This is a genomic window from Myxococcaceae bacterium JPH2 (assembly GCA_016458225.1).
Taxonomy (GTDB): Bacteria; Myxococcota; Myxococcia; order Myxococcales; family Myxococcaceae; genus Citreicoccus.
Genome location: JAEMGR010000118.1, coordinates 1 through 1,027 on the forward strand (window position 1 = coordinate 1; position 1,027 = coordinate 1,027).

3 protein-coding genes are annotated in these 1,027 nt (G+C 66.2%); all 3 read right to left on the reverse strand.

Going from position 1 to position 1,027, the window contains the following annotated elements; translation table 11 throughout:
- The coding region (locus JGU66_36370; protein ID MBJ6766252.1) for an IS66 family transposase at positions 1 to 179 on the reverse strand (179 nt) is incomplete at its 3' end.
- Between the two features lie 31 nt (positions 180 to 210).
- Complete coding sequence (gene tnpB, locus JGU66_36375; GenBank protein MBJ6766253.1) at positions 211 to 600, reverse strand: IS66 family insertion sequence element accessory protein TnpB; 390 nt, start codon at positions 598 to 600, stop codon at positions 211 to 213.
- Between the two features lies 1 nt (position 601).
- A complete protein-coding gene (locus tag JGU66_36380; GenBank protein ID MBJ6766254.1) occupies positions 602 to 946 on the reverse strand; it encodes an IS66 family insertion sequence element accessory protein TnpB in 345 nt (114 codons plus the stop codon).
- Positions 947 to 1,027: the final 81 nt, after the last annotated feature.

Below are 1,027 nucleotides of genomic sequence, written 5' to 3' on the forward strand. Positions count from 1 at the left end.
TCCGCCTTGGCCTTCTCGTCGCGAGGAGCCTCCTTGCGAAGTTCCTCGGCGGGCGGAGGTAGCTTCTCCGACTTCTTGCCAAAGACGGTGCGGGTGAGCGTCGCGACCTGCTGCTCGAGCGCCGTCAACCGCTCGCGAAGCGCTTCGGCTTCCTCGCGCCACGGGCAGTGGTGGTCCATTGGCAGCTCACGAGCCATGCCACCCAGGTACTCACCGCCGAGCCGAGGTGCCCTGGGACTCGGCTGGCTGCCCGGGTGGCTGCCATTGGGCCGGCCGACGTACCCGAGAGACGTCGATGCCGTCGAGCAGCATCGCCAATTGGGTGGAGTCCAACTGCACCGACGTGGCGTCGTCCGCGACGACAGGCATGCGGAAGCGGCCCGCCTCCAGTCGCTTGTATAGAAGCAGGAATCCTCCGCCGTCCCACGCCAGCACCTTCACCTTGTCCCTCCGCTTGCTGACGAAGACGAAGAGGTGGCCGGAGTACGCGTCGGCCACCAGGACGCGTTGCACATGAACGAAGAGACCGTCGATGGACTTGCGCATGTCCACCGGCTCAGCGGCCAGATGGATGCGGACGGCGCGCGGCAGAAGGAGCACGTCAACCCAGCCCCGCCAGGACTGCGCGCAGATACGCCACGTCCGTCCCCGCCGGGAAACGCACCACGACGCCAGAGGGAAGAGCGGCTTCCAGCAAGCCAAGTGGACCACCTGAAGGGGGACCTCCCCGCCGCGCTGAAAGCGCGGCCGAGTCTACTATCTCTACTGGCAGCAGCACGGGAGAGGCGCTTGCTCGCATGGCCTCTCTGCGCAGCTTGTACAACCAGAACTGGAGCGTGCTCACCGGGACGGCCTTCGCCGCGGCGAACTCCTTGTGCGTCTGCCCGCTCTCTTCCAGCTCCAACACCAGTCGCCGCCACTCGGCGGCTCCAATTCGTCTCGTCATTCGTTCCTCCATCGCGCCCCTTCAACGCATGGAGGTGTCCCGACTCACTCAACTCCTCGACGCCCAGATCCGGACGGGTAC

Excerpts from the sequence above, each read along its gene's own strand:
- JGU66_36380 (MBJ6766254.1), bottom strand. The coding sequence starts at position 946 with ATGACGAGACGAATTGGAGCCGCCGAGTGGCGGCGACTGGTGTTGGAG.